Here is a 25259-nt window from a genome sequence, read left to right as displayed (position 1 = left end):
TGTTCGATGACAGTCGCCGTCGCGGTCGCACACAACAATCCTGCAACGGGATACGAACTCTCGGTGTACAGTGGAACGCCGATACTCTTCTGGGTCGGCGTTTCGATTTCGTTGCTCATTTCGGTCTTTTTTGCCGTCTCCAAGAATCAGTACGAACGGTGGGGCGGCGTCCTTCTCGGAGGGCTATCCGTCCTCAGTATCTACGTGCTCCCGCTCGTACGCGGCTATCACTTCGTCGGCCCGTTCGATAGTATGACTCACTGGGGGTTGACCAAGGACCTGATAGACGGAACGATTTCGGTGTCCGATCTGCTGTATCCTGGCTCTCACTTACTGGCGAGCACGATTCACCTCGTCACGTCGGTTTCGATACCACACTCGATGATGCTCGTCGTCTACGTGTTCCTCCTCTCGTTCGTCGTCTTCGTCCCGTTAGTCGCACAAGCGTTGTTCGGCCGTTTCGACGCGCTGTTACCGATTGTCGCCCTCTACTCTGCGTTCCTGTTGTTGCCGATAAATCACGTAGCGGTCCATTTGAATTTTCATCCGACATCGCACGCGATCATGTATTCGCTCGTCCCGATCTACGGTTTCGTTAGACTGATTCAGCGGAACCGACCCGCGGATTTTCTGGTCTTTCTGCTCCTTTCTCTCTCTTTTATCCTCATCCATCCACAACAGGCCGCAAACCTTCTCCTGATTCTGTCAACCGTTGTCGTCCTCGTACTCGTGTTCCCACGCTTTGTGGCACGGAACCCGTTCAGCGTTACCGTCGAACTCCTCTCGGTCCTCGCTTTTTATCTGTTGTGGTGGATTTGGATCAACCAGTACCACACGTTCGAATCCGCTCTTCACCGAGTGATCGCCTCTACGTTCATCGATACCGTCGCCGGTGAACGGATCAGCGATGCAGGGGTTTCTTTGACCGGAGTCGGTGCAAGCGTCGAAGAGATCTTCGCCAAACTGTTTCTGGTAAGTCTTCTCTACTGTCTGTTGTCCGCATATCTAGTTACGGCTCTACTCGTACGTCGAACGAGGGAAACGGAGAAGGAGTCAAAATACCGATACGATCTCTTATTGTTCTTTATGTTTTCTATGATCCCAGTTACCGGGATTTTCCTCGTGTACTTGTCGGGAAACGTCTCTACACAGTATCTCCGCCATTTCGGGTTTGTAATGGCGATGGCGACCGTTTTCGGTTCGATCGGTATTATTTACACACTCGACTCGATTCGAGCACGGTTCCATCTCGAACTCAGTCGAAAAACTGTCGTCGTCATCATACTGCTGTTTCTCGTTCTTTCAGTACCGATCGTTCACACGTCTCCGTACCTGTATCGCGGAAGCGGACACGTAACGGACGCGCAGATGCACGGCTACGACGCCGCTTTCGACGCTTGGAACGGCGACATCACCTACGCGGATCTCAGCTCGCTGACTTTCAGATACGGTGATGCGACGGAAGGGTTCACAGAACACGAACGAAACGAGTACTACGATGGGCAACCGTACGAACCAGTTCCCGATCACTTTGCGAACCAATCGATACGAGACGAGTACAACCAACCGAAATTACTTACAGTCACGGACTCCGATAGATCGTACCATCTTCGATCGATCGACGGAGAGCGTTTTGATTACGACGACTTTGCGTATATCGAAACCGAACCGGGTGTTCACCACGTCTACTCCAATGGCGGGTTCGACCTCTACTACGTGAGTAGCACGGATGGATCAGTCGATGTATCCTAATCCGCGCAATCGGCTTTCGACGTCTTCGAAGTCATCGTCTCGTTCGCCGGAGCGTGATTTCCTCGTGTACGACGTCGTTTCCACAGTCGCATCGTATGGTTTCGACGTTCTCTCGAAGATCTCTTTGCGGACCTGACCGTCCCCGTTCTCGGGGATCGCTTTTCCGAGTCCGTGCAACAATGTCGGAGCAACGTCGTACACGCTGAACCCGGTATCGAAGGTCTCGTGACGAATATCGTCGCCCCAGGCGAAATATATTCCCTGCTTTCGGTGGGTTGCTCCTTTTTCCGGCAACGGGGTCAGTACCTCCTCCGCAATCGCCGTGCTGATCTCGTACCCGTCTTTCACGACGACGACGATATCGGGTCCGTCAGTGTCGTTCGGAAACAACTCCATCCCATCGTAGACGCGCAGTAGTGACCGGTACGATTCGGGACCCTCGTCGGAATCCAGCGCAGCTACGATTTCGTCTTTCAGGGCGTGCCGGTGGTCGGCCGGGACGACCCCCTCGTCGAATCGCTCGTCGTCGTTGATATATATCAGTCCGTATTCGTGCGCTATCGCTTCGGTACTACTGATATCGACGTCGAAGAGTCCGTGCTCACCCGGCACCCGCGTCGCGATGTCGCGGATGATCGCGTCCGGAACGTACGACAGCGCCGCGTCTTTCGCGTTTACAGACTCCAGTACACCCAACACCCTGTCTTTGGTGATCCCCGCTCTGGAAAGCGCTGAACGACTCTTTTTTCCGCTGGTCTCGAGGTAGCCCTCGTTTTTGAGGATGGTGTTCACGTGGACGTTCTCGGAGACGGGTCCGAACCCGTGATCGGAGACGACGTACAAGACTGCACCGTGGTCCTGAACGTACTCGAGTACCTCTCCTACAATGTCGTCTAATCGCTTGTAGTAGTCCAGTAACACGTCCTCCTCCCAGATCAGATGCTGCAACCGATCGGGAGAGGTGTAGACGAAAAAAAACAGCTCCCACTCGTCGTTCTCGAACAGTAACTTCATCAACCGATATCTGTTCTTCAGTAATTCGTGCAGGTCGTTGATGAATGTCTCCTCTTTTCCCAAATAGGAACTCCAGTTCAACCCGATCTCGTACTCGGGGATTCGGGTTCGTATTTTATCGGCCAGCTCCGGTGGGTGTGTAAATTCTCCCTCGAGGGAGGGCGTCATCATGCCGGTGACCATTTCGCCGTCGATCTCTTTGGGCGGATACGTCATCGGGACGTTGCCAACGACCGAGGGTGAACAGATATCCCACAACAGCGGTTGTCGGATATCTGCGCTCGTGTTTATTTCGTACCGATAATCCGACGTGAGGCGCCGAAACGAGTAGATCCCGTGTTTTCCAGCCGTCACTCCCGACGCGATCGAGGGCCAGGCGACGGGCGTCGTCGGCGGAATCGTACTTTCGAGCGGTCCCGAAACCCCTTCGGTGATGATCGTATTAAAGTTCGGAAGTTCACCCGACTCGGCCCACTTTTTTATTAAATCCCACGGAGCACCGTCCAGTCCGAAGACGAACGCACTGTTTGTGTCGGGAGAGGGTGACATAGCTATCTACTCGCGCCGAAAGGGTAAAGACGTTCTTCAGTCGTTATACAGAGTCTCTGTGTCTTATACCACTGTTCGAGGTGCAGTAATCCTATATGTGATTTCGATCGTGCAGACAATGCTCACAGGAACCGGAGTTGGAACTTCAGATTCCGAACGACGAACCGTTCCCCACAGCGGAATGTACTGAAATCGTACTATTAGCTCGACGACCGGTAAGGAAACCGTGAGTGCGGTTCAAGTATCCAGGCGCGTTACTTCTCGTAGGATTCGCCAGAGTTCTCGAGCGGTTGCACACGCTCTGTGACGGTCTAACCCCATCACCAATAATGATCAATAACAATGAGGATGCCGGAAATCGGACGCTTATCGTCGGCTTCGATGGCATGGACTGGCGATACCTCGATCGATTTGCGGACGACCTCAGCGAGATCAACTCGCTTCGGGAAGACGGGACGGCCGCTCGACTGAAATCCACGCATCCGCCGTGGACGGCGAGCGCCTGGCCATCGATGTACACGGGCGTCTCGCCGGACCACCACGGGGTGTTCGATTTTTTCGACTACGACGGTTCCTATCCGGATACTGCACGAACGGTTACCAGAGCCGACGTTCGTGCTCCCGCACTGTGGAATTATCTCACGGCGCTCGATATTCCGTCAGTGGTACTGAACCTCCCAGTTACCCATCCCGCAGAGCCACTGGACGGCGTACTGATTCCGGGATACCTCTCTCCGGCCGACGAACCGGGGTATCCGGAGGAAATTCGCGACGACGTTTCGGAAGCGATCGGCGAACAGTATCGTATTTATTCGACGCACGAATCGACGACCGACGCCGAAAAGCGGGTAGCCGGCTACGTCGACTTACTCGAGATGCGCGCCCGCGCTGGAGCCTACTTGCTGGACGCTCATCCGTGGCAGCTCGCGATCGTCCAGTTTCAGAAGACCGATGCAGTATTTCACAACTCGAGCGATCCAAGCCATTTCAGACGGGTCTACGCGGCCGCGAACGATGCACTCGAGGTGCTTCGTGACGCGGTCGATGACGAGACGAACATCATCGTCTGCTCGGATCACGGGATGGGACCGGTAGACGGCTATAAGATACACGTCAATCAGATCCTGGAGAACAACGGGTACCTCACCTCGAGCGTCGATAGTACCGGTCCGGGTGACGTAAATATCGAACGCGCGGCGAACGCCGAGGAGGGGGGTCCACTTTCGACGCTCTTTCGGACTGGCTTCAAAGCGAGCGCTGCGATCGGACTCCCACCGGCGAAACTGTACAACGTTGCCGATCGACTCGGACTGGGGGAGCCACTCATCGAACGCCTTCCGGAGCAACTGTGGAAAGGGTCCGAACGAAACGTGCTGTGGGCGGACTCTGTGGCCTACTGCCGTCACGGCTCCGAGCAGGGGATTCGACTCAACCTCGAAGGTCGCGACCCAGCGGGAGTCGTCCCTCGGTCGGCGTACGAGGACGTCCGGAGCGAAATCATCGCGCTCCTCGCTTCGGTACGGACGCCGACCGGCGAGAAGGCGTTCGAATTCGTCTGTCCGAGAGAGGAGCTCTACACGGGGCCGTACAGCGAGCGGGCGTGCGATGTGCTGTTCTTACCGACTGAGATGAACCACACCGTTTCGACGAAATTGCACGGGGTGGAGTTCTCCCCCACGTCGACATACGATCACAAGCGCACGGGGGTCTTTATCGGGTCCGGGCCGGGGTTCACCAACACCGACGAACGTGGTCGGATCGATCTCGTCGACATCGCGCCGATAGCGATGTCGGTACTGGGGTATCCCGTTCCGGAACGGATGACCGGCGACGCTCGCGACGATCTCCTGACCGTCCCGACGACTGTCGAAGCGTACGACGTCTCGATAGAACGGGAGGTGGGATACGACCAGGACCAAGACGAAGTTCGGGATCGATTGAGTGACCTCGGCTATCTCTGACGATGGACCGCGAACTCGACCTGAAAAAGGTTCTCTCGAGCGCCGGATTGGTTTTCGTCGGAACGATTTTTGGCTCCGTTGTGATCCTGTTCGAGCGAATTCTTCTCGGTCGGGTGTTGACGGCTGACGCGTACGGTGAGTTCAGTATCGCGCTCGACCTGACGATGCTCGCGATTACACTCTCTCTGGCTGGTTTTCAACAGGGTATCCCCCGTTTTATGGCGAGATACGATAGTCCGGCGGACATCAGAGGGACCTGGATAACGGGGCTGGTCGTCACGCTTCCTATCGCCGGCAGCATCTGCATACTTCTGCTAGCGTTCGACGAAACCCTCGTCGGCCTGTTGTTCGAAGACGCCCGATCGGTGCGGTTGCTGTTTTTGTTCACGCTTACGATCCCGTTCGTGGTGCTGTTTAGCCTCGGCGTGAGTGCGATTCGCGGGTTCGAAAACACTCGATACAAAATCCTCGCAGAAGACGTCGGCTACCCCGGTATTCGGTTGTTCACTCTCGCTGTTCTCCTGGCGTTGGGTATGGACGTCCTCGCCGCTGGGTACAGTTATCTGCTCGCCGCAGTACTGACTACGGCGCTCACGCTCTATCTTCTCCGTCGATTTATGAAACTCGTCGGTTCGTTCACCCTTCATATAAAGGAGATGACGCTATTTTCGGGCCCGCTGGTCGTCTCCACGGTCGTTTCGACGCTTCTTGCGAGGACGGATACCCTCATGCTCGGCTACTTTCGTCCATCGGCCGAAGTCGGGATCTATAACACGGCGTATCCGCTCGCCGGTGCCCTGGTATTACTGCTCGGCACGTTCGGATATCTGTACCTCCCCGTCGCCTCCAGACTGGACAACACAGACGATCTCGACGGAGTCAGAACGTTGTATACGATGACCTCTAAGTGGACGTACGTTCTCACCTTTCCAATCTTCGTCCTGTTCGTCGTGTTCCCTGGCGAAATCATTTCGCTTACGTTCGGTGACGAGTACTCCGCCGGCGGGATCGCGCTCGCAATTCTCTCCGTCGGGTTTTTCATCAACGCAGCGGTCGGACGCAATCGCGAGACGCTCGCCGCGTTCGGCTACACGAAATTCATTCTGGTGACAAACGTCGCTGCGTTCATCGTCAACGTGATCGCGAACATCGTCCTTATTCCGCTGTACGGGTTCGTCGGGGCGGCCGTTGCGTCCGCCATATCGTACGTCGCCCTGAACATACTCATCTACGGGTTTTTGTCATGGAAGTTCGACGTGAAGCCGTTCACGCGAACCGCTCTTAGAGCGGTCGTATCACTTCCACTCGTGTTACTGCCGTTTGGATTTCTCTTCCGGACGGTAGCTCCCATCAACGCGCTCACTATTGTCGCGTTCGCGATCGTGGTGACTGCGTTGACGGTCGGTATCGTGATCGCTAGCCGATCGTTAGAGTCGTACGATCTGGTATTCGTCGAATTTCTCGAGGCGATTATCCAGCGCCGAATTCCGATAATCCGTCGGTTGATACCGGATCAGTGAGTCGCTCATACGGTCTGCCGGAAGATCTACCGGTGCAACCATCACTCGTTCTCCGGTTGCACCGGCAACGACTTACAGCAGTCCGTCTCACTGGTCGCGAACCGTGCTCATTCGTCGACCTCGATCCAGAGGTGGACGGAACGATCCGCGTTCTCGAGCGTCGGTTCCTCCGGTGGCTCTCTATCGAGATACACCAGCCACACCAGGCGAAGGTCGTCACCGGTCATCGGCGGGTCGATTTCGTGCTCGTGGTGCCAGCTCTCGCCGTGTGCCAGCTCCGCGTCGAACCGCTCGAGTTCCTCCTGTTCGACGACGATCGTTTCGTCGTTCTGGACCTCGACTTCCTGTATCGCGAAGACCGTCGTGTACTCGACGGTTCGGTGTTCCTGATTGTCGATTCCGAACACGATCTCCTGGGCGTCTTCACCGTCGTACTCGGTCGGATAGCCGTCGGTGACGAGCTCTCCGTCGTCTTCGGTCAAGATGTACGCCGACGAGAATCGTTCGCCGTCCTGTGGGAGAGCAATCGCGTAGCTAACCGTACCGAGGGCGAGAAGGACGGAAACGATCAGTAGCACGTTCACGATCACGGTTCCACGGCTATTCGATTCGAAGACCGTCGCTCGTCCGGATTCGATCCACGTACGGTACGGGATCGTAAAGCGACGTTCTGGTGTTAGATTCCATCGCCGGACTCCCGCGATGATCGAGAGGAGAACGACGAACATGCTGGTCGCGATCAGGATCGACGTGAGGGTGGGTTCCCGAAGCGTGAGATCGAGAAGGAGTGCGATCAGCGGAACGATGGCAACGCTCAGACCGAACGAGAGCGCACCTCGTTCGATACCAGTGGGACTCGCCGTTCCGAGGGGGGTCGATCCGTCGGTCACGTCACCGGAACGGGATCGCTCGCTCGCTTCCGGAAAGAGGGCAGCGACGAACGCGTACCCGGGGAGGAAAAGCAAGAATACGAGTCCGAGTGGAATTCGAATCGGCGTCTCCCGAACGACGGGGAGCAACGCCGCGGCGTTGGTTGCAGCGACAACGATGAGGACGACCACTAAATCCGCCGGCAACTCCCGTATCTGGCGGGGGAGAAAAAGCCGGAGGGATTTAGCATCGACCATTCAAAACACGTAGCACAGGCATGGGCATAAATGGCGTGCGTCGCTCCGCGGCTGCAACGTCGTATTGTGCGACGTTCAGCACTCGGAGGCAGCGATCTCGACAACGCGAACGGCTTCGATGAGACTCTCGGTGGCGCGTAACAGGCGTCAGGTCCCACGGATATGCAACGTCCACCCAAACTCCTCCGAGACAACACCGCGAACTAATTCCCCGGCCTCGATCAAGCGTCGGAACGCACCAGTCAGCAGGTGTTCTCCGTTCCGTGGCGGTGTGCCTTCAATCGCATCGATTCCGAATGCTCGGACGTTCTCCGTTAGGGCCCATCCGCAAAAACTCAAAGCGTAGTCGAAACCGACTCGGCCGATAGCACGGTACCGAATCGTCCGGAACACTCGTTTGCTGTTTCGGAAACAAAGGGTGTCAAACCCGACCCGAACCAGCCACTGGTTTCGGATCCCTGCCTGCTTTCGAAATTAGTAGCCGAAACGGGGCGGTCGGCGTGACGATTACACCGTGGCCGTCGGCTGATACCTCGAGCGCGTACGAACACTGCGGAGCGTACGCTTTCGAGCGGTCTGGCGCGTCTACGGGACAACAGCGACCGTCCCCATCGCTACGGAGAGCGTGTCTCGAGCGTGACACGCTGACCGATACTGAGGTACGCGTCGCTTCCTGTCCCCTTCGAAGCGACCGCCGGACCGGTCGTCTCGAGGACTGTTCCTCGACTGCGAGAGACCGAAACGTGAGAGACCGAGAGTGTACCCGACGAACCCCGTCAGATGGTGCTCGTCCCGTCGGCGATCGCCTCGCTCGAGCCACCGCTGAAGCCCCGAGTGGCCGCCGTCGTGCGACGGTGAAACGCCTACACGACATCGACTGTCACGCGCCGCTCAGTCGGTCGGCTCGAATTCGATTACTCGATGTACTGTTGTTCCCACTCTCTCCGGTCTTCGATTTGCTCGAGGCCGCTGTCGCTGATCGCGTAGTAGTTCGTTCGGCGATCGAGCTGTCCCTTCTCGACGAGCGCTTTGTTGACGAGCGTGTCGAGATTGGGATACAGCCGGCCGTGATTGATCTCGCTGTTGTAATACTTCTCGACTTCGTCTTTTACTTCCTGGCCAGACGGCTCGTCGGCTCCGGCGATCACGTACAGCAGATCGCGTTGAAATCCGGTCAGATCGTCCATGTTGCAACCACACCGACACACCAACTGTTCGACTATTTGTTATCGTTCTCGTATCAACTGTTTCTCGACTGTGTGTACGGTCTAACTGAGATAATTACAGTGATATTCTGTTTCACTGTCGGTAACAGGTGACTACGAGCGACGCGCGTCGTCACACCGCTTGCTGGCGGTTCGTCACTCGGAGTGTCGCATCTGTGCGTCTCGCGTCTCTGCGGGCTAGTTTTAGCCGTGCGAGACAGTCAACGACCGCTTACTATTGAAGTGGATGGAACGGATCGTGAAACGATCGCTTCGTTTCTGCGGACGTACTAGCAGCTGTGAACGTACTGGAACGATGGACGTTCGCCGACGGCCGTCCTCCGCGCCGGCCACGAGCGGGAGGAAGCCACTCGAGTATCGGGAGCGATGGTACGCGAACGAGCGACTCGTCGATGTTCGCGATACTCGAGCGACCACTCCGTCGCTATCGCGGTCGCTTGCCGTGTAGTCTACCGAAGAATGTGTATTGGATTGTGAAATCCGCTACCGAACGTGTAGAGCCGTGTTAGAGGCGGGTGACGTTGGTGGCGCGGGGGCCCTTGGGGGCCTGTTCGATGTCGAATTCGATGTCTGTGCCTTCTTCGAGGTCCGGACCGCCAACGTCTTCCATGTGGAAGAAAACGTCATCGTCCGCGTCGTCCGTCGAAATGAAACCGTAGCCGCCTGTGTCGTTGAAGAAATCAACGTTTCCTTTCGCCATTGCAATCCAAGAGAGTGCCGGGTCACGTATAACAGTTGTGTTATACTCGTCCTCTCGGGAGACAGACACACGCTCGAGTGAAACGCGCGCGAATGCGTTATTGAAGCCGCAAATTGCGCGTTTTAGAACTATCTATAGTCTGACCACAAAACTCCCACAACCGTGAGAAATGCCCGTTCAGGGGGTGTTTCTGACCGGTTTCACTCGTACACGAGTGATACGTTTGCTCACATACACCCGACGATCGCTTCGTGAACCGATCGGTCCGATCCAACGAGCCGCTCGAGGCGCTCTCGAGACCGTCTCGAATCGTTTAGGTGGCTCCGCTGATACGCGACGTGCATGACAGAGTCGAACTCGCCGTCGCAGTCACACACCGGCCCGACGGTCGCGCAGGTGGCGTTGATCGGGCTGTTCGTGACGGCGCTCGTGACGGCGCAGCTGACGGCCTCGAAGGTGCTCGCGTTCTCGCTTCCGGTCACGGGCGCGGAGTTGGTGCTTCCCGGTGCCGCGCTCGCCTACGCGCTGACCTTTCTGGCCAGCGACTGTTATGCGGAACTGTACGGCCGACGGGCGGCACAGATCGTCGTCAACGTCGCTTTCGCGATGAACTTCGTCGTTCTCGTGCTCGTCTGGTCGACCATCGCAGCCCCAGCAGCCGAGACCAGCATCGACCCGGGGATGTTCGCGGACGTGCTCGGGGCGTCGACGAACATCGTCCTCGGCAGCCTGCTCGCGTACGTCGTCAGCCAGAACTGGGACGTGATCGTCTTCCACCGGATCCGCGACTACACCGGCCGCGAGAAGCTCTGGCTGCGCAACGTCGCCTCGACGGCGAGCAGCCAGGCCATCGACACCGTCATCTTCGTGGCCATCGCCTTCTCGCTCGCGCCGGCTCTCCTCGGCGTCGGTCCCGTCCTCGGCGTCGGCGAACTGCTGGCGCTGATGATCGGCCAGTACCTGTTGAAACTCGCCATCGCCGTCGTCGACACGCCGATCGTCTACGCCGTCGTCTCGTTCGTCCGCTCGCGCGAGGCGACGGCCGACGAGGAGACGACGGTCGCCTGATCGAGACGTTCCCGCCCGTCTCCGTTTCGCGTCGAACGAGGACGGTTATAGTAGCTACTGAAAGTCAATGCACACCCGATCGCAGAGCGACGTTGCGTTCGGTGTGTAAATCGTTTCAGTGGCTACTATAGTAACCGGCCTCGAGAGGGATCGATATGGACGAACGCGTACGCGAACACGCCGAGGTACTGGTCGACTGGAGTGCCCGCGTCGAGGCGGGCGACGACGTCGTGCTCGCCGTCGGACCCGACGCTCACGAACTCGCGGTGGCGGTCGCCGAAGCGCTCGGTGAACGGGGGGCGAACCTACTTGCGACGTACAACTCCGGCGAGATCACCCGCGCGTATCTTCGCGCACACGACGGTGAGTTCGACGAGAACCCGGCGCACGAGCTTGCACTGGTGGAAAACGCCGACGTCTACCTCTCGCTCGGCGGCGGACGCAACACGAGCGCGACGGCCGACGTGCCGGGGAAGACCCGTCAGGCCTACGGCAGCGCCAGAAGCGAGATTCGCGAGGCCCGTATGGACACTCGCTGGGTGTCGACGGTCCACCCGACCCGGTCGCTCGCCCAGCAGGCGAACATGGCCTACGAGGAGTACCAAGAGTTCGCGTACGACGCGATCCTTCGGGACTGGGAGGCCTTAGCCGAAGAGATGGGCCGGATGAAGGATATTCTCGACGACGGCTCCGACGTTCGTCTCGTCTCGAGCGGAACCGATCTCACGATGCAGATCGAGGGTCGAACGGCAGTCAACAGCGCCGCATCGGTCGCGTACGACTCGCACAACCTTCCCAGCGGCGAGGTGTTCACCGCGCCGTACGCCACCGAAGGCGAGGTGACCTTCGACGTCCCGATGACGCTCCACGGCGAATCCGTCCGAAACGTTCGTCTCGAGTTCGCGGACGGCGAGGTCGTCGACTACGACGCCGAGCAGGGCGAGGACGTGATCGCGGAGATCCTCGAGACCGATGCCGGTGCCCGCCGACTCGGTGAACTCGGCATCGGCATGAACCGCGGCATCGACCGCTACACGGACAATATCCTCTTCGACGAGAAGATGGGTGACACGATCCATCTCGCGCTCGGCCGGGCCTACGACTCGAACCTCCCCGACGGCGAGTCCGGCAACGACTCCGCGGTCCACGTCGACATGATCACCGACGTCAGCGAGGACTCGCGACTCGAGGTCGACGGGACCGTCGTCCAGCGTAATGGCCGCTTTCGGTGGGAAGACGGCTTCGAGTAACTCGCAATCTGCGGATTCTGCGCTTCGTTCACATTCGCATGTTAGTCACTACAAACGACAGTAGCAGCCTGTTAATACCCTCTTATGCGCTGTCAACCCATACCATGAAACGGCGAAGCGGCTGCATAATAATGTAGGGAATCCTCGTTGGAATCGAGTACCGCCATGACCGGTGGCGGCGAAGTAACCGGTCGGGACTCGCTGCTCGTCCCAGACGCTGCCGCCGACTGAGCATCGGTGGGCAGCGTATTCCCTTTCAGTTGTCTGCCCGCCCCGCCGGAGGCGGTACGTATCCGGCGATCACCGTCTTCGGTGTTCGTACCATCCGACAGTCTCACCCCTTTCGAGTGCTTACACCGACTATGCGCGATCAGCTTCGGGCTGGCGCCGCCATCTACAACGCGGGCTTCTATCACGCCGCCCACGACGCCTGGGAGGAGTACTGGCTCGACCTCGAGGCCGGCACCGACGACGAGCGGCTGCTCCACGGGTTGATCCAGTTCACGGCCGCGGTCCACCACGCCCGCGGCCGCAACTGGGAAGGCGCGGTTGGGCTGGCCGAAAGCGCCCGCACGTATCTCGACGGACTGCCCGCTGACTACCGCGACGTTGCGCTCACACCGGTGCGATCGTTCCTCGAGGCCCTCGCGGCGGATCCGGAACTGCTCGAGCGTCGGCGACCGATTCGGCTCGAACACGACGGATCGGTGCCAACGCTCGCGAATCTCGAATTCGAACCGACCGCGGTCGCCGCAACGGTCCTCGCTGAAGAACTTGGCTACGACGAGGCACCGGTCGAACAGGCCCGAACGTACGCTCGTCGTGATCTCGAGGCCGGCGACGACGGTAGCCGGTTCATCACGCTCCTGTTCGATTTCGTTCGGGAGGACGAGCATCGGGGCATCGTTTACCAGCGACTCACGGATCACGTCGATCGGCGGGCGGCTCGAGAGACCGACGTCGAAGGGCTGTTCTGACGGCGGTTGGCCGGTTCGGTTCGCGACCGAATCGGCCCGTCGACTCGAAGTGCCCGTCCCGCTCGCGCTGGTCCACGTCGCCGTCTCCTTTCAGGAGCGGTTCGACTGGGACGGCAAAAACAGGGTTTCGGTCTCCGACTGATTACTCGTGGCCGGCGATCCGCAGCGGCTCGTACGGCTCCTCGAGGTAGGCAATATCCGACGCCGAGAGCTCCAGTTCGATGGCCTCGACGGCCTCCTCCAAGTGCTCGACGCTGGTCGTGCCGACGATGGGGGCGTCGACCCACTCCTTGTGGAGCAGCCAGGCCAGCGAGATCTGGGCCATCGTGACGCCCTTCTCGGCGGCGAGTTCCTGAATTCGCTCGTTGATCTCCTTACCGCCGCCCTGGAGGTACGGAATCTGCTCGAGGTACTCGTCCGTCTGCCCACGCGTCGTCGACTCGAGGGCCTCGAGCGGGCGGGTGCCGACGCCGCGGGCCAGCGGCGACCACGGGATGACGCCGATCCCCTCCTTCTCACAGAGGGGCAACATTTCGCGTTCCTCCTCGCGGTAGAAGGCGTTGTAGTGGTTCTGCATCGTCGCGAAGCGCTCGAGTCCCAGGTCGTCGCTCGTCTGCAGGGCCTCGGCGAACTGGTGGACCCACATCGAGGAGGTGCCGACGTATCGGGCCTTCCCCCGTCGGACGGCGTCGTCGAGCGCTCGGAGCGTCTCGTCGATCGGCGTGTCGTAGTCCCAGCGGTGGGTCTGGTAGAGATCGACGGTGTCCATCCCGAGTCGCTCGAGGCTCGCCTCGAGTTCCTGCTCGATGGTCTTCCGGGAGAGGCCGCTCGAGTTTGGGTTGTCGGGGTCCATCTCGGCGTACACCTTCGTCGCGACGACCTGCGAATCGCGGTCGTAGCCCGCGAGCGCGTCGCCGAGAATCTCTTCGGACTCGCCCGTCGAGTAGACGTTCGCCGTATCGAAGAAGTTGATTCCGAGATCGATCGCGCGCTCGATGAGTTCGGTGCTCTCCTCGCGGTCGAGCATCCAGTCGCGGCCGCTGCCGAAACTCATGCAGCCGAGCCCGATGCGACTGACCGACATGCCGGTGGACCCGAGCGTCGTGTACTCCATAGGAGTTGCTGCGTCCGCCGACCGTTAAAACGTCGCGGCTCGAGGTCGGGGTGCCGGCTTTCGATTACGGTGGGGAGAACGACGGCGGCCGGCGTCAGTCGTGCTCGGCGAAGAACGAAACGGCCGGTATCAGTCGTGGTGCGCGGAGTTGTCTCGGGGCTCGTAGCCCAGCGCCTCCTTCGCGCGCTCGAGCGAGTAATATTTCCGGTCGTTGTCGCTAATCCCGTAGACGATTTCGTAGCCGTAGTCGGCTCGAATACAACGATCGAACAGGTGTGCACAGTCGCGGTAGGAGAGCCACATCGCCTGCCCGCGCTCGTAATCGATCGGCGGGTGGCCCCGGGTGAGGTTTCCGATGCGGACGTTGACGACTGAGAGGCCGTACTCGTCGTGGTAGTAGCGCCCGAGGGACTCGCCGGCGACCTTCGAGACGCCGTAGAGGTTCCCCGGACGGGGGAGTTCCGTCCCGTCGAGCAGGTAGTCGTCGTCGGTCCGGTACATGTCCGGCGTCCGTTCCTCGGTCTCGTAGGCCCCGACGGCGTGGTTGGAGGAAGCGAACGCGACCTTCTCGACGCCGGCGTCGACGGCGGCCTCGAAGACGGTCTGGGTCCCGTCGATGTTGTTCGTCAGGACGCTGTCCCACGGCGCGGTCTTACGGGGATCACCCGCGAGGTGGAGGACGACGTCGATGTCTTCCATCGCCTCGCGGACGGTCTCTTCTTCGGTGATATCCGCGACGACGAACTCGCCCGGGTAGTCCTCCGTCGGCGGATCACGATCGAGCAAGCGCCACTCGTGGTCGTCCGCGAGGCCCTCGAGGATAGCCTCTCCGACGCGCCCCGCAGCTCCGGTCAGCAGGACCGACTGTGCCATTCGTTCGGTGGGAGGGAAAGCGACGATAAGAACCATGCGGTTCCGAGTCGGTTCGAGTGGTTGTCGCACCCTTCGGTCACGCGGAACGACGCGACAGGCCGTCCGCATCGCAATCCCCTTGCCGACCGCACTCGAGGGCTTTCATATGACCAGCGAGACGGACCCCACAGTCGCCGAGGCCGCCTGCTTCGAGGCCGGCATCAAGTTCGGCACGCTCTACCACCAGTTCGCCGGGACGCCGGTCTCGCCCGATAGCGCCGCGAGCCTCGCGCGGGCGATGGAGGACTCGATCGAGAATCAACCCCACTGTACCGACGTGACCGTCGACGTGTTGGTCGACGAACTCGAGGCCGAACTCGCCGATTCGGCGGCCGACTACACCGAACTGACCGGTCGATTCCTCGAGGTCGAGATCGTCGTCGACTACGAGGGCTGTGAGGTCGTCACGCGGATGGCGATGGAAGGCGGCTATCCCCTGATGCGCGTGGCGTCGGTTCGGGGTCGGTAGTGCGACTTCGAGGGCTTTCGCTCACTTGTTGGGCGTAGTGAACGCTCGTGTTGCGAAACGAGGCTAACGGAAACGAGTGTTCTGCAGTTGCTGGCAACGATGAGTGCCACACCCTCCCCAACCGATTCGCTCGTTCACGATGTTCACTCGCTCATCCCTCGCACGTTTTCGTCGCCCGGCCTCACTTTCGTTCGGCCGACCGACAGCGCGCGCCACCGCACGGAGCCTGATCGGTCCGGCTGGCAACGCTTTCACCTGTACTGAACGGTTCGAACTCTGCCCGCGCCACGTCCGTTCCGTCTTCGAGACCGATCGACCTCCCTTTCGAAACTTCGCTGCCGTTCGGTCGATATCGGCCCGCTCGAGTCGCTTTTCACTTTCACTTTCGGGCGACCTTTTAACCCCAGTCACCGTGAAGGGAATTACATGAGCCAAGCGACATTCGGCGACGACGAGGAACTGTTCGGCGAAGCCGCCAACGAGATGCGCGAAGACGTCGAAGCCTCGCTCGAGGAGGCCTGGGACGCGCTGCCGAGCGCCGACGACGTCTGGGAGACCGACGCCGACAACGTGCTGGGCGTGCTCAACGGACTGAATTCGGCGTTGAACGCCGGCGACGCCGAAGACAATCTCCGCGACGCCAAAAAGTGGTTCACGATGGGCCAGCGAGCCGACGCCTTCGAGGACGCCGACGACCTCGAGGAGGAGATCGGAAATCTCGAGGAGGCGATCCAGGACATCTCCGACGCCGGCGAACAGGTCGGCGAACTCACCTCGACGATCCCGGCCCTTCGCGGCACGCTCGAAGACGCCGGTCCCGTCGAGGACGACGCGGACGACGAGGAGGCGGAGGAGGCTGACGCCGACGAAGACGACGCCGACGAAGACGACGCCGAGGAAGAAGACGAGGAGTAATCTCGAGTCGGATACGATCGTCGACTATCGGCACGCTCGAGCCCGTTATCGACGCTCGGGTCGCGAGACGTCTCGCTCCGCGACGGCCTCCAACAGTCGCGCCAGCGCGTCGCCCGCTAGCTCGAGCAGTTCCTCGCCGCGCCGTTCGTCCCCCGCGTCGGGATCGCCGACGACGCCGTTTTCGCTGAACTCCGCCGAATCGTAGGCGAGATTCGTGTAACTCACCCACTCGCCCCAGCCGTCGGCTCGTCCGGTCTGTGCTTCGTCCATCCGATCCTCGCGAACGAGGTCGGGCTCGCAGTGGCGAAGCAGGGCGGTCTCGAGCGGGCCGCCGTGGCCCATCTCGGCGGAGTGTTCGCCGACGGCCTCGAACCAGGTGAACGGGACGGCGTAGGCGTCGCCGTCGCGGGTGAGCCGGCCGCCGACCTCCCGCAGGGCGTCGACGTTGCCGCCGTGGCCGTTGACGAGGACCACTCGGTCGAAGCCGTGGTGGGCGAGGCTCTCGACGGATTCGCGGACGTAGCGCCGGAACGTCTCGTCGGAGACCCACATCGTCCCGGAAAACTGGCGGTGCTCCTCGGCGACGCCGACCGGAATCACCGGCGCGCGCACGACCTCGCGGTCGACGCGGGCTATCCCGGCGTCGGCGACCGCCTCCGCGGCGATAACGTCCGTCCCGAGGGGCGCGTGGGGACCGTGTTGTTCCGTACTCCCGACGGGGACGACCGCGAGATCGGTCTCGCAGTCGCGAACGTCCGTCCACGTCGCGTCGCGTAGGTTCATGCGGGAGTACTCCCACGGAGCAGCCAAGAAACTCCCGGTGGCCGCGACCCGTTTCCGCCCCTATTTAGTGCTCTTGCCCCTGCCGGTCCCGACGGTATCCGGCGGTACGTGGAATTCGACGCTATGTATCGCGGCGGCGACGTTCTCGAGGCCCTCCACGGCTCCGTTCCGGAGTGGCTGCTCCTGCTCGCTGCACTCGTGACCCGCCTCGGCGATGTCGCGACCGTCGTTTCGATCGCGATCGTGGCGTCGTGGCTGTTGACGTGGCGAGGAACGACCGCTGGACTCGAGTCACCGGATGTGGGGCCGGGGACCGAGTCCGCCGCAACGCGCTCCCACTGCGCGCCCGCCGTCTGGCTCGTGGGCGTCGTCATCGGCGGGCTAGCCGCGATGACCGCGCTAAAATATCTCTTCGCGTTGCCGCGGCCGGAACTCGTCGCGGCGACCCCGAGCGCGCTACCGACGGCGCTCGAGTCGACGTACGTCTCGACGGTGACGCTGGGCGGCTACGGCTTTCCGAGCGGCCACGCGGTCGGGGCCACTGTCGTCTACGGAGCGCTGGCGCTGGCGATCCCCCTCGGCACGCGTCGCAGTCGACTCGCGGTTGCGGGCGTCCTCGCGCTCGCAGTGAGCCTCTCGCGGGTCGTCCTCGCCGTCCACTACCCCGGCGATATCGTCGCCGGAGTCGCCCTTGGGGTTGCCTACCTCGTGACGGTCTGGTGGCTGCTCGAGCGCTCGCCGGCCAATCGCACGACGACCGCCTTCGCGTTGGCGCTCGGTCTCGCGCTCGTCGCGATTGCTGTCAGCGGCGCCGCGGGTCGGTCGGTGGCGTACGCCGCGCTGGCGGCCGGCGGCTTGGCGGTCTGGTCGTTCGCCCGTCCTCGCCGCGATCGGCCCTCGTCTGCACGGCCCGCGTATCACGCGGAGTCGGCGACGGTTGCGCTCGGACTTCTCGTCGCGCTCGTCGTCGTGGGTGGCGGGCTGCAATCGGTCGGTCCGGCCGCCGGGCTCGGTGCACTCGTCGTCGCGCCGGCGGTGATTCGGCCGCGATTGTCGTCCCCGTTGCGGGCGTCCTCGCGAGTGGCGAACGCAGGGCCAACCGGTTTCCGACGCCCTGCCGACAGTTTTCGTATGACCGACGATAACCGACAGCTCGGCGTCGAACTCGGCGAGCTCGGCGACGAACTCGAGTCCGCGGAGTATCCGATGAGCGAGGACGAACTGCTCGAGCGCTACGGTGACGGGGAGATCGATATGGATGGCGAGACGGAGACGCTCGAGGACGTCATCGGCCCGCTGAACGAAGACGAGTACCGAGACTACGGCGAGGTCGAGCAGGCGATCATGAACATGGTCGGCGACGAGGCCATCGGACGGAAGAACTACAGCGACCGCACGCCCCCCGCAGCGGGCGAGGACCGCCAGGACGAGGGCGCACCGGATCAGGACGATCAGGAAGGCCAGGAGTCGTTCTGAGGTCCTCGCTGGCGGTCGTTCGCTCGGGTAGCTCGTACCGACGCGAGTTTACGGGCCAAAAACCAGCAGTACGAACGACCCGATCCCGACGAAGAACGCCGGGACAACGGTAATTTTGGGCAGTACGGCGTGCGTTCTCGAGATCCCGTACGTGAGAAGATAGATGCTCCAGAGGATCGCGATGAATGTCATGAGCAGTCGCACGGCCGCCAGTTCGCTCAGCGCCGGCACGGCGGCGATATCGGCGGCGAGTTCTTCGGGCGTAAAAGTGGTGGACGGCAGCTGCTGAAGCTGTCGCCAGCCGTAGAGTATCGTCGGAACGAATACGACGATATTCGGTGCGTACGCCCACCCGGCGACGGCGACCGCGTCGGTGAGCGATCCGTTTGTGTTCGCACCCCCGCTTCCAAAGTGCATGCTCGCGGCGACGACGAGCAACGCGATGCTGCCCAGGGTCGCCGACGTGAGTAACAGATTGAGCGTCATCGCCGGCGTGTTGTCGGGGATGAAAAGCTGCCAGATAACGACGGAAAGCCAGGCGACCTCCAGAAGGGTGTACGCCGCGAAGACGCCCAGTCCCTGCTTCAGGGTCTCGGAACGCGTTCCGAAGAAGCCCGCAGGATCGAACAGCGGTGTTCGCGGCGGCATACCCGATGTGACGGATCGAATGCAATATCTGTTCCGGTGCCTGTAGGGCGTAATACGAACGCCGAGATGTGCCGATATTTGTGTTGACACCGTCCGTTTTTCGCATCGTCAGGTTCGACGACCGGTCGTCGCCGTGCGATGGCTGCGTGTCGATGACCGAGGGGGCCAGCGGTCGGAGACCGCGGTGAGAACAGTTCAAGTCGATTGGGTTGCTACTCGTAGGTCACGACCGACCGCCGATGACCACACCATCCCCTCCATCGATTCCGGACGACACGTACGAAGAACTCGTCGAGGCGACGCTCCTCGCGCTCTCCAAGACGGGCTACCTCGACCTGCGAGTCCGCGATATCGACGCCGAGTTTCCGAAGAGTCGCCAGCTCATCCACCACTACTTCGACGGCAAAGACGAACTGGTGACTGAGACGCTTTCGGTCCTCGTCGATCAGTACACCCGGGAGTTAGACAGTTCGCCGGGTGACGACCCGCTGGCGAAACTGAACGACGAAATCGACCGGGTTCTCCTGGGCGAAGCGATAGCGGACTTCGACTACTGGATGTTCGTGACCGCGATGTACGAAATCATGGCGCAGTCCCACCACAACCGGGATCATCAGGTGCTAATCAATCGACTCACCGACGAACTCATCGATCACTTTGACACCATCATGCAGGGAGGTATCGAACAGGGCGTCTTCGACGACGTCGACACGCTCCGACTCGCGAAAGTGTTGGACGACCTCATCACCGGCGCACAGAGCAAGAAGATCTTTCTCGGCAACGACGACGCGCTCCTCGAAACGCGAGAGATGATCGATCGACTCGTCATCGCCCAGCTGAACCCTGCTGAACCCTCGCCTGCGACGGATTGACCGCCGAACAGTCGCATCTCGAGTCTCCACCGGACGTCGTCGCGTACATTCTACGGATCGATGCGGCAGTTGATTCCACGACGAACCGATCGTCACAGTTATGATGTTTCCCGCTTGGTAAACTAGAAGTGATTCAATGACAGCTATCCAGACGAGCGGACTCGCCCGACGGTTCGGTGACGTCGTCGCCGTCGAGTCGCTCGACCTCCACGTTCGAGACGGCGAGGCCTACGGCTTTCTCGGCCCGAACGGCGCGGGGAAATCGACGACGATCAACATGCTGCTCGGCTTTACGCCCCCGTCGTCGGGATCGGGGACGGTACTCGGCTACGACATCGAAGACGAGTCGCTCGCCATCCGCCAGTCGATCGGCGTCCTCCCGGAGGACTTCGGGATGTACGACCGTCTGACCGCCCGAAAGCACGTCCAGTTCGCCATCGACACGAAAGGAGCGGCGGACGACCCCGACGACCTCCTGGCACGCGTCGGACTTTCCGACGCCGCCGACCGCAAGGCCGGCGGCTTCTCGACGGGGATGAAACAGCGCGTTGCGCTCGCGATGGCGCTCGTCGGCGACCCCGAGTTGCTCATCCTCGACGAGCCGTCCTCCGGGATCGACCCCAACGGAGCTCGAGAGATGCGCGCGATCATCCAAGAGGAACTCGATCGCGGCGCGACGGTCTTTTTTTCGAGTCACATCATGGAACAGGTCGAAGCGATCTGCGACCGCGTTGGGATCATGAGCGGCGGCCGACTCGTCGCCGAGGACTCCATCGGCGCGCTGAAAGACCAGTTCGACGCCGAGTCCCGACTCACCTTGACCGTCGACGCCGTCCCCGACGGGATCGTCTCGCGACTCGAGCCGGTCGACGGCGTCCTTGATGTCCGCGTCAAGGGCACGGACATCGTGACGTCGGTGTCGAACCCGCGGTCGAAGGCCGTGGTTATCAACGCGGTCGAGGATGCGGGCGGCGTGATCGCCGACATCACCGCCGAGGATCACTCACTCGACGATCTGTTCGCTGCGTTTACCACCGGTGACGGTGCGAACCGCGGCGATGCTCGAGCGTCTCGAGCCGAAGCGGCTCTCGAAGAGGTCGACGCATGAGCTGGATGCAGATCGCGCGGAAGGATTTCGCGGACGCGAGCCGATCGATGATGCTCTGGATCCTCTCTGCGCTGATGGTCCTGCTCGTCGCCGGCATCTCGTCGATTCCGCACCTCATTCACACCCCCGGCCAGGGACCGGCCCCCGGGTTCGACGAGGCGCTGAGTTTCCTCTTTACGGTGGTCGTGACGATGATCTCGATCATCGGGCTCGTCGTCGGCTATCAGGCTATCGTCGGGGAACGCGAATCCGGCAGCATTCGGTTCCTGCTCGGGCTGCCCAACACCCGTCTCGACGTGATCGTCGGGAAAGTGCTCGGTCGAGCCGCCGTCGTCGCCGTTCCGACGGTGATCGGCTTCGTCGTCGGCGGCATCGTGATCGCCCTCCTCTACGACGGGTTCGACGTCGTGACCTACGTCAGTCTCCTCGCGTTCTCCGTGCTCATCGGATTAGTGTACGTCTCTCTCGCCGTCGGCGTCTCCGCGAGCGTCAGCACTCGCGCGAAGGCGGTCGCCGGCGTGCTCGGTATCTACATCGTCACCGACTGGCTCTGGTGGGCCGTCCCGATGGCGATCTACTGGCTCCTCGAGCGAGAACTCCCCGGCACCACCGATCTCCCAACCTGGTACCTCTTCGTCGAACGACTCGGCATCTGGGAGCCGCTCGCGGTGATCTCCGGGACGCTCGTCGATATCGCCGGCGTCGAGACCGTCCCGCCGGCGGATCGGCTCGCCGGTGACGTTCCGTTCTACCTCGAGCCCTGGTTCGCCTGGGTGTTCGTCGCCGCGTGGATCCTGGTCCCGCTCGCGATCGGCTACTACCGGTTCAATCGGACCATACTCAGCTAACCGTCGACCGATCTCGAGAAAATCGCTTTCGGTGACGGCACCGCTATTCTATCGCGCTCGACCGGCGATCAGTCGTCGTCATCGCCGGCTTCCGTACGGGCGGTCCGGCGCTGAGCGCGTTCGATGAACTCCTGTGGCAACTCCTCGATTTCGCCGGCCTGGACGCCCCAGAGGTGCGAGTAGAGCCCGCCGTTCTCCAGCAGTTCGTCGTGGCTGCCGCGTTCGGCGACCGCACCGCCCTCGAGCACCAGGATCTGGTCGGCGTCCTTGATCGTCGAGAGGCGGTGGGCGATGGCGAACGTGGTTCGTTCTTCGGTCAGATCGTCGATCGAGCGCTGGATGAGCATCTCGGTCTCGGTGTCGACGTCGCTGGTCGCCTCGTCCAACACGAGGATGTCGGGATCCTTGAGCACCGCGCGGGCGATGGCAACGCGCTGGCGCTGGCCGCCCGAGAGTTTGACGCCGCGCTCGCCGACCATCGTGTCGTAGCCGTCGGGCAGATTCCGGATAAAGTCGTGAGCCTCGGCGGACTTCGCCGCCTCGATGATCTCCTCGCGGGAGGCGTCGAAGGTGCCGTAGGTGATGTTCTCCTCGACGGTGCCGTAGAAGAGGAACGACTCCTGGCCGACGTAGCCCATCGACTGGCGCAAACTCGGCAGCGATACCTCGCGGACGTCCTGGCCGTCGATCCGGATGGCTCCGTCGTCGACGTCGTACAGTCGAAGGAGGAGTTTGAGAACGGTCGACTTTCCGGCCCCCGTCGGGCCGACGAGCGCGACCGTCTCGCCACCCGCGACGTCGAACGAGACGTCGTCGATGATTCGCTCGTTCTGCTGGTACCCGAATTCGACGTTCTCGTACTCGACGCGGCCCTCGGTTACCTCGAGATCCGCGGCCCCCTCGTCGCGTTCGATCCGCCCCTGCTCGTCCATCAGGCCGAAGATGCGCTCGCTCGAGGCCTCCGCACGCTGGTACATGTTGACGACCTGTCCGAACTGGGCCATCGGCCAGACCAGTTGCTGCGTGTAGAGGATGAAAGCGACGAAGACACCCTCCTGAAGCGTCCCCGTGAACGGCCCCGGCGCGGTGCCGGTGAAGACCCAGTAGCCCCCGACGACGAACGTGAGGACGAACCCGATCCCCGAAATGAGTTGGAGGCCCGGGAAGAATCGAATGCGCAGCCAGATGGCCTCCCAGTTCGTATTGTAGTACTTCTTCGAGACGTCCTCGACGCGGTCCGACTCGTAGGGCTCGGTGTTCGAGGACTTGATGACGCCGATCCCGCCGAGGTTGTTCTCGAGTCGCGAGTTCACCTTCCCGACCGAGGAGCGGACGGCGGCGTACTTCGGCTGGATCTTCTTGACGAAGATGTAGGTGAAGATCGCGATCAGCGGGACGGGGGCAAGCGAGACCAGCGCGAGTTGCGGGTTGAGCCAGAACAGGAGAAATGAGATCCCGACGACCATCACGATCAGCCGCGTCGCGGAGTTCATCCCCTCGTTGAGGAAGCGCTCGAGTTGGTTGACGTCGTTCGAGAGGACCGACATCATCTCGCCGGTCTGCTTCGAGGCGAAGAACTCCATGTCCAGACGCTGCATCTTGTCGTAGGTCGCGGTTCGGACGTCGTGTTGAATGTCCTGTGAGAAGGCGTTGAAGCCCCAGTTGCGCAGCCAGTGAAAGATCGCGCCGAGGGCGAACGAGCCCGCGATGGCGGCGGCGACGAACCAAAATTGTCCCTCGCGCGTCGCCGGCAACCAGGCTTCGGGCAAGATTACGAGCGGGACCTGCTCGGCGAAGGCCGCCTCGCCGAAGATCGCGTCGATCGCGACGGCGAGCAACAGTGCGGGCAACAGATCCAGCGCCCGCGCGAGCACGCTCGAGATCAGCCCGACGGTAGCCGAAAACCAGTAGGGACGACCGTACTCGAAGAGCAAGCGACGCATCGGACTCTCGACCTGTTCGCGCTGCTCCTCGAAGGGATCGTCATCGTCCCAGTCGACGTCCTCCATTGCGTTCGGTTCGGGGACCGTTGCCAATAAGGGTTGCTACGAACCGAAACACCCCAGCCGTCGGTAGTGTTTCGGTCGGTCTCGCGTGCGACTCATCGGTACTCGATTTCGATCTCGTCGCCCGGTTCGATCCCCATCTCGTCGGCGTAGCCTCGCGGCACCTCGAGGACGTACTGGGCCTGCCCGGTGTGCTCGAGCTCCTCGCCGTCCTCGTCGGCCTCGGGTGCGCGGGCCGCCTCGATGGACGTGATCTCGCGGTCGGCGTCGACGAAGATGATATCGATGTCGAAGTCCATCTCGCGCATGACGTAGGTTCGCTCGCCCTCGCTCGAGTGGACGAACAGCATGCCCTCGCCGTCGGCGAGCGAGTCGTGATCGCTCAGCCCGGTGTAGCGCTCGGCGCGGGTGTCCGCGACCTCCGCGTCGACGACGGCGAGTTCGTCGCCGGTGTCGGCCTCGAGGACGCGGACCTCGGCTTGCTCCTCGGCCCAGGGCGGGGTGATCAGTCCCAGCTGGAGGATCAGCAGGGCGATTAGGGAGACGGCGACGAGGAGAAGGAGCGACTTCCAGACCCGCTCGAGGACCATACCCCTCCTGCGGCGTGAGAAAGTAAAGGTTATTCGGACGGGGGGATTTGGTCGGCATACGGGCTCGTGGTCTAGCTGGTTATGACGCGGCCTTTACAAGGCCGAGGTCGGTGGTTCGAACCCGCCCGAGCCCATTTCTGTGGCGAGCAATACCGCGAGCCACAGAAATGTATGCGAGGGCGGTTCGAACTAGACCGAGGTTCTGCGCCGCAGGCGCAGGTTCTCGGGCGTAGTTCGAACCCGCTCGAGCCCACCGCCGAAAACTCGTCCGCCGTTACGCCCCGGATTTGTATTTCGGGTGAAACGCTCGCTCATCGGCTGGGCGAATTGATCACAGATGCATCCTCAGGGAAATAGAAGTAACAGGATACCAC

22 protein-coding genes, 1 tRNA gene and 1 pseudogene are annotated in these 25259 nt (G+C 61.3%); 14 read left to right on the top strand and 10 right to left on the bottom strand.

Annotated features, from left to right (window positions below; genetic code table 11):
• The first annotated feature begins 6 nt into the window (after positions 1-6).
• Positions 7-1752: a hypothetical protein gene (locus tag ACSFDB_RS15965; protein WP_440771921.1), complete on the top strand. Its 1746-nt coding sequence runs from the start codon at positions 7-9 to the stop codon at positions 1750-1752.
• Here ACSFDB_RS15965 and ACSFDB_RS15960 read toward each other — a convergent pair.
• Positions 1735-3315, bottom strand: a complete 1581-nt coding sequence (locus ACSFDB_RS15960) for an alkaline phosphatase family protein (RefSeq protein ID WP_440771920.1) — start codon at positions 3313-3315, stop codon at positions 1735-1737. The two genes, ACSFDB_RS15965 and ACSFDB_RS15960, sit on opposite strands and share 18 nt — an antisense overlap.
• A 329-nt stretch (positions 3316-3644) precedes the next feature.
• On the opposite strand from ACSFDB_RS15960, the gene ACSFDB_RS15955 reads away from it, so the two are divergent.
• On the top strand, positions 3645-5276 hold the full coding sequence (locus tag ACSFDB_RS15955; protein ID WP_440771919.1) for an alkaline phosphatase family protein: 1632 nt from the start codon (positions 3645-3647) through the stop codon (positions 5274-5276).
• A 2-nt stretch (positions 5277-5278) separates the two neighbouring features.
• Positions 5279-6796 carry a flippase gene (locus tag ACSFDB_RS15950; RefSeq protein ID WP_440771918.1) on the top strand — a complete coding sequence of 506 codons (1518 nt, stop codon included), beginning with the start codon at positions 5279-5281 and terminating at the stop codon, positions 6794-6796.
• Positions 6797-6903: 107 nt separating this feature from the next.
• Here the strand turns inward: ACSFDB_RS15950 and ACSFDB_RS15945 are convergent, their stop codons facing one another.
• The 3 genes from ACSFDB_RS15945 to ACSFDB_RS15935 all read right to left on the bottom strand — a co-directional run bounded on the left by ACSFDB_RS15945 (position 6904) and on the right by ACSFDB_RS15935 (position 9849).
• Positions 6904-7923 (bottom strand): DUF8471 domain-containing protein, encoded by a 1020-nt coding sequence (locus ACSFDB_RS15945; RefSeq protein WP_440771917.1) that lies wholly within the window; start codon positions 7921-7923, stop codon positions 6904-6906.
• Positions 7924-8837: 914 nt separating this feature from the next.
• Entirely contained in the window at positions 8838-9110 is a 273-nt protein-coding gene (locus ACSFDB_RS15940) for a PadR family transcriptional regulator (RefSeq protein ID WP_006087766.1), read from the bottom strand.
• A gap of 544 nt (positions 9111-9654) precedes the next feature.
• Entirely contained in the window at positions 9655-9849 is a 195-nt protein-coding gene (locus ACSFDB_RS15935) for a cold-shock protein (RefSeq protein WP_006087767.1), read from the bottom strand.
• A gap of 342 nt (positions 9850-10191) precedes the next feature.
• Between ACSFDB_RS15935 and ACSFDB_RS15930 the strand changes: the two genes are divergently transcribed.
• The 3 genes from ACSFDB_RS15930 to ACSFDB_RS15920 all read left to right on the top strand — a co-directional run bounded on the left by ACSFDB_RS15930 (position 10192) and on the right by ACSFDB_RS15920 (position 13144).
• Positions 10192-10917 (top strand): queuosine precursor transporter, encoded by a 726-nt coding sequence (locus ACSFDB_RS15930; protein WP_440771916.1) that lies wholly within the window; start codon positions 10192-10194, stop codon positions 10915-10917.
• A 155-nt stretch (positions 10918-11072) separates the two neighbouring features.
• Positions 11073-12167 carry an aminopeptidase gene (locus tag ACSFDB_RS15925; protein WP_440771915.1) on the top strand — a complete coding sequence of 365 codons (1095 nt, stop codon included), beginning with the start codon at positions 11073-11075 and terminating at the stop codon, positions 12165-12167.
• 362 nt (positions 12168-12529) lie between these two features.
• On the top strand, positions 12530-13144 hold the full coding sequence (locus ACSFDB_RS15920) for a DUF309 domain-containing protein (protein WP_440771914.1): 615 nt from the start codon (positions 12530-12532) through the stop codon (positions 13142-13144).
• 142 nt (positions 13145-13286) lie between these two features.
• On the opposite strand, the gene ACSFDB_RS15915 is transcribed toward ACSFDB_RS15920, so the two are convergent.
• The gene (locus ACSFDB_RS15915; RefSeq protein ID WP_440771913.1) at positions 13287-14258 is read right to left on the bottom strand and encodes an aldo/keto reductase; all 972 of its coding nucleotides are present in this window, start codon (positions 14256-14258) and stop codon (positions 13287-13289) included.
• 129 nt (positions 14259-14387) lie between these two features.
• Complete coding sequence (gene azf / locus ACSFDB_RS15910) at positions 14388-15131, bottom strand: NAD-dependent glucose-6-phosphate dehydrogenase Azf (RefSeq protein ID WP_440771912.1); 744 nt, start codon at positions 15129-15131, stop codon at positions 14388-14390.
• 145 nt (positions 15132-15276) lie between these two features.
• Here azf and ACSFDB_RS15905 point away from each other — a divergent pair, with 145 nt between their 5' ends.
• Both ACSFDB_RS15905 and ACSFDB_RS15900 read left to right on the top strand, forming a co-directional pair.
• Positions 15277-15639 (top strand): dihydroneopterin aldolase family protein, encoded by a 363-nt coding sequence (locus ACSFDB_RS15905; protein WP_440771911.1) that lies wholly within the window; start codon positions 15277-15279, stop codon positions 15637-15639.
• 426 nt (positions 15640-16065) lie between these two features.
• Positions 16066-16554, top strand: a complete 489-nt coding sequence (locus tag ACSFDB_RS15900) for a DUF5790 family protein (RefSeq protein WP_440771910.1) — start codon at positions 16066-16068, stop codon at positions 16552-16554.
• Between the two features lie 45 nt (positions 16555-16599).
• Here the strand turns inward: ACSFDB_RS15900 and ACSFDB_RS15895 are convergent, their stop codons facing one another.
• Complete coding sequence (locus ACSFDB_RS15895) at positions 16600-17337, bottom strand: creatininase family protein (RefSeq protein WP_440771909.1); 738 nt, start codon at positions 17335-17337, stop codon at positions 16600-16602.
• A 123-nt stretch (positions 17338-17460) separates the two neighbouring features.
• On the opposite strand from ACSFDB_RS15895, the pseudogene ACSFDB_RS15890 reads away from it, so the two are divergent.
• Together ACSFDB_RS15890 and ACSFDB_RS15885 are read left to right on the top strand one after the other, a co-directional pair.
• Positions 17461-18009, top strand: a pseudogene (locus ACSFDB_RS15890) (phosphatase PAP2 family protein); the annotation flags it as partial.
• 459 nt (positions 18010-18468) lie between these two features.
• Positions 18469-18813 (top strand): DUF5789 family protein, encoded by a 345-nt coding sequence (locus ACSFDB_RS15885; RefSeq protein WP_440772250.1) that lies wholly within the window; start codon positions 18469-18471, stop codon positions 18811-18813.
• Between the two features lie 48 nt (positions 18814-18861).
• On the opposite strand, the gene ACSFDB_RS15880 is transcribed toward ACSFDB_RS15885, so the two are convergent.
• Positions 18862-19461 (bottom strand): YIP1 family protein, encoded by a 600-nt coding sequence (locus tag ACSFDB_RS15880; protein ID WP_440771908.1) that lies wholly within the window; start codon positions 19459-19461, stop codon positions 18862-18864.
• Positions 19462-19700: 239 nt separating this feature from the next.
• On the opposite strand from ACSFDB_RS15880, the gene ACSFDB_RS15875 reads away from it, so the two are divergent.
• The 3 genes from ACSFDB_RS15875 to ACSFDB_RS15865 all read left to right on the top strand — a co-directional run bounded on the left by ACSFDB_RS15875 (position 19701) and on the right by ACSFDB_RS15865 (position 22289).
• A complete protein-coding gene (locus ACSFDB_RS15875; RefSeq protein WP_440771907.1) occupies positions 19701-20333 on the top strand; it encodes a TetR/AcrR family transcriptional regulator in 633 nt (210 codons plus the stop codon).
• 136 nt (positions 20334-20469) lie between these two features.
• Positions 20470-21441, top strand: coding sequence for an ABC transporter ATP-binding protein (locus tag ACSFDB_RS15870; RefSeq protein ID WP_440771906.1), 972 nt, complete (start codon positions 20470-20472; stop codon positions 21439-21441).
• Positions 21438-22289: an ABC transporter permease subunit gene (locus ACSFDB_RS15865; protein ID WP_440771905.1), complete on the top strand. Its 852-nt coding sequence runs from the start codon at positions 21438-21440 to the stop codon at positions 22287-22289. The genes ACSFDB_RS15870 and ACSFDB_RS15865 overlap by 4 nt, the downstream gene beginning before the upstream one ends.
• Positions 22290-22357: 68 nt before the next feature.
• On the opposite strand, the gene ACSFDB_RS15860 is transcribed toward ACSFDB_RS15865, so the two are convergent.
• The gene (locus ACSFDB_RS15860; protein WP_440771904.1) at positions 22358-24298 is read right to left on the bottom strand and encodes an ABC transporter ATP-binding protein; all 1941 of its coding nucleotides are present in this window, start codon (positions 24296-24298) and stop codon (positions 22358-22360) included.
• A gap of 92 nt (positions 24299-24390) precedes the next feature.
• Positions 24391-24885, bottom strand: coding sequence for a DUF192 domain-containing protein (locus ACSFDB_RS15855; protein ID WP_440771903.1), 495 nt, complete (start codon positions 24883-24885; stop codon positions 24391-24393).
• Between the two features lie 60 nt (positions 24886-24945).
• Between ACSFDB_RS15855 and ACSFDB_RS15850 the strand changes: the two genes are divergently transcribed.
• Positions 24946-25019, top strand: a tRNA-Val gene (locus ACSFDB_RS15850).
• The last annotated feature ends 240 nt before the right edge of the window (positions 25020-25259 follow it).

This window comes from Natronorubrum amylolyticum, from assembly GCF_052040145.1.
Classification (GTDB): domain Archaea; phylum Halobacteriota; class Halobacteria; order Halobacteriales; family Natrialbaceae; genus Natronorubrum.
The sequence above is the reverse complement of the archived record's forward strand: the minus strand, read 5'-3'. Positions and strand labels throughout refer to the sequence as shown.

Excerpts from the sequence above, each read along its gene's own strand:
- ACSFDB_RS15940 (WP_006087766.1), bottom strand. The coding sequence starts at position 9,110 with ATGGACGATCTGACCGGATTTCAACGCGATCTGCTGTACGTGATCGCC.
- ACSFDB_RS15895 (WP_440771909.1), bottom strand. The coding sequence starts at position 17,337 with ATGAACCTACGCGACGCGACGTGGACGGACGTTCGCGACTGCGAGACC.
- ACSFDB_RS15885 (WP_440772250.1), top strand. The coding sequence starts at position 18,469 with ATGACCGACGATAACCGACAGCTCGGCGTCGAACTCGGCGAGCTCGGC.
- ACSFDB_RS15870 (WP_440771906.1), top strand. The coding sequence starts at position 20,470 with ATGACAGCTATCCAGACGAGCGGACTCGCCCGACGGTTCGGTGACGTC.
- ACSFDB_RS15955 (WP_440771919.1), top strand. The coding sequence starts at position 3,645 with ATGATCAATAACAATGAGGATGCCGGAAATCGGACGCTTATCGTCGGC.
- ACSFDB_RS15865 (WP_440771905.1), top strand. The coding sequence starts at position 21,438 with ATGAGCTGGATGCAGATCGCGCGGAAGGATTTCGCGGACGCGAGCCGA.
- ACSFDB_RS15960 (WP_440771920.1), bottom strand. The coding sequence starts at position 3,315 with ATGTCACCCTCTCCCGACACAAACAGTGCGTTCGTCTTCGGACTGGAC.
- ACSFDB_RS15855 (WP_440771903.1), bottom strand. The coding sequence starts at position 24,885 with ATGGTCCTCGAGCGGGTCTGGAAGTCGCTCCTTCTCCTCGTCGCCGTC.
- ACSFDB_RS15930 (WP_440771916.1), top strand. The coding sequence starts at position 10,192 with ATGACAGAGTCGAACTCGCCGTCGCAGTCACACACCGGCCCGACGGTC.
- ACSFDB_RS15945 (WP_440771917.1), bottom strand. The coding sequence starts at position 7,923 with ATGGTCGATGCTAAATCCCTCCGGCTTTTTCTCCCCCGCCAGATACGG.
- ACSFDB_RS15905 (WP_440771911.1), top strand. The coding sequence starts at position 15,277 with ATGACCAGCGAGACGGACCCCACAGTCGCCGAGGCCGCCTGCTTCGAG.
- ACSFDB_RS15915 (WP_440771913.1), bottom strand. The coding sequence starts at position 14,258 with ATGGAGTACACGACGCTCGGGTCCACCGGCATGTCGGTCAGTCGCATC.
- ACSFDB_RS15925 (WP_440771915.1), top strand. The coding sequence starts at position 11,073 with ATGGACGAACGCGTACGCGAACACGCCGAGGTACTGGTCGACTGGAGT.
- ACSFDB_RS15950 (WP_440771918.1), top strand. The coding sequence starts at position 5,279 with ATGGACCGCGAACTCGACCTGAAAAAGGTTCTCTCGAGCGCCGGATTG.
- ACSFDB_RS15920 (WP_440771914.1), top strand. The coding sequence starts at position 12,530 with ATGCGCGATCAGCTTCGGGCTGGCGCCGCCATCTACAACGCGGGCTTC.
- azf (WP_440771912.1), bottom strand. The coding sequence starts at position 15,131 with ATGGCACAGTCGGTCCTGCTGACCGGAGCTGCGGGGCGCGTCGGAGAG.
- ACSFDB_RS15860 (WP_440771904.1), bottom strand. The coding sequence starts at position 24,298 with ATGGAGGACGTCGACTGGGACGATGACGATCCCTTCGAGGAGCAGCGC.
- ACSFDB_RS15880 (WP_440771908.1), bottom strand. The coding sequence starts at position 19,461 with ATGCCGCCGCGAACACCGCTGTTCGATCCTGCGGGCTTCTTCGGAACG.
- ACSFDB_RS15935 (WP_006087767.1), bottom strand. The coding sequence starts at position 9,849 with ATGGCGAAAGGAAACGTTGATTTCTTCAACGACACAGGCGGCTACGGT.
- ACSFDB_RS15965 (WP_440771921.1), top strand. The coding sequence starts at position 7 with ATGACAGTCGCCGTCGCGGTCGCACACAACAATCCTGCAACGGGATAC.
- ACSFDB_RS15900 (WP_440771910.1), top strand. The coding sequence starts at position 16,066 with ATGAGCCAAGCGACATTCGGCGACGACGAGGAACTGTTCGGCGAAGCC.
- ACSFDB_RS15875 (WP_440771907.1), top strand. The coding sequence starts at position 19,701 with ATGACCACACCATCCCCTCCATCGATTCCGGACGACACGTACGAAGAA.